Below are 1,709 nucleotides of genomic sequence, written 5' to 3'. Positions count from 1 at the left end.
TGATGCCGAGCCGCCCGACAGCCGCCACGCGTCGCCAGGTCCGTCGCGCCGCGGCGCGCGGACCCGCCGGGCGATCGTACCTGCGTCAAAAAACGACCACCATATCGGTGGCGTGAACCCGGGTATCGCAGTCGAGCGAGTTGCCAGCGGGATTTTGGCTGCGCAAGGTGTGGGCTGTGCGGCGCGGCTCGTGCGAATCCAACGTGGTTCGAGCGCGGCGCACACCCCGAAGACGGCGCCACCACGCTGGGTAACCGGGCCCATCGCGTTCGACCGAACGCGACGGTACGGTCGGCGTGCCGTCGCATCGCGTTCGAACGGCTTTGCATGCAGGCAACTCTGGCGGAGAAGACGAATGACGATGAACGAAGCAGCGAAAAAGTCCGGCAGGACGATGCTCGTCAAGCACGCGGACGTGCTGGTCACGATGGACGGCGAGCGGCGCGAGCTCCGCGACGGCGCGTTGTATATCGAGGACAACCGCATCGTCGCGGTCGGCACGACCGCGCAGTTGCCTCACACTGCCGACGAAGTGCTCGACCTGCGCGGCCATCTGGTGATTCCTGGACTCGTGAACACGCATCACCACATGTATCAGAGCCTCACGCGCGCGATCCCCGCTGCGCAGAACGCCGAGCTGTTCGGCTGGCTCACGAATCTGTACAAGGTGTGGGCGAACCTCACGCCGGAGATGATCGAGGTATCGACGCTGACCGCGATGGCCGAACTGCTGCTGTCCGGCTGCACGACGTCGAGCGACCATCTGTATATCTATCCGAACGGTAGCCGGCTCGATCACAGCATCGCCGCGGCGCGCCGCATCGGCATGCGCTTTCACGCGGCGCGCGGCAGCATGAGCGTCGGTCGCAAGCACGGCGGTTTGCCGCCCGATTCGGTGGTCGAGCGCGAGGCGGACATCCTGACGGACACCCAGCGTCTGATCGAGACGTATCACGACGACGGGCGTTACGCGATGCTGCGCATGGTGGTCGCGCCATGCTCGCCGTTTTCGGTGAGCCGCGACCTGATGCGTGAATCGGCGCTGATGGCGCGCGAATTCGGCGTTTCGATGCACACGCATCTGGCCGAAAACGTCAACGACGTCGCGTACAGCCGCGAGAAGTTCGGCATGACGCCCGCGCAGTACGCGCAGGACCTCGGCTGGATCGGTCGCGACGTATGGCATGCGCACTGCGTGCAACTCGATGACGCGGGCATCGAACTGTTCGCGCGCACCGGCACCGGCGTCGCGCATTGTCCGTGCTCGAATATGCGGCTCGCGTCGGGGATCGCGCCGGTCAAGCGGATGCGGCTCGCGGGCGTGCCGGTCGGGCTGGGCGTCGACGGTTGCGCGTCGAACGACGGCGCGCAGATGGTTGCCGAGGTCCGTCAGGCGCTGTTGTTGCAGCGGGTCGGTTTCGGCCCGGACGCGATGAGCGCGCGCGACGCGCTCGAAATCGCGACGTTGGGCGGCGCGCGCGTGCTTAATCGCGACGACATCGGCTCGCTCGCGCCTGGGATGGCCGCGGATTTTGTCGCGTTCGATCTGAGTCAGCCGCTGTTTGCCGGGGCGCTGCACGATCCGGTGGCGGCGCTGGTGTTCTGCGCGCCATCGCAGGTGAGCCATAGCGTGATCGACGGCAAGGTGGTCGTGAAAGACGGACAGTTGACGACGCTCGAACTCGGGCCGGTAATCGAGCGGCACAACC

At 66.4% G+C, this 1,709-nt stretch carries 1 protein-coding gene; it reads left to right on the top strand.

What is annotated here, in order from left to right; genetic code table 11:
- Positions 1-355: 355 nt before the first annotated feature.
- Positions 356-1,709, top strand: a 1,354-nt coding sequence (locus tag VGH68_RS27505; RefSeq protein WP_331606882.1) for an 8-oxoguanine deaminase, incomplete at its 3' end; no start/stop codon positions are given.

The organism is Paraburkholderia sp. (assembly GCF_036488505.1).
Classification (GTDB): domain Bacteria; phylum Pseudomonadota; class Gammaproteobacteria; order Burkholderiales; family Burkholderiaceae; genus Paraburkholderia.
The sequence above is the reverse complement of the archived record's forward strand: the minus strand, read 5'-3'. Positions and strand labels throughout refer to the sequence as shown.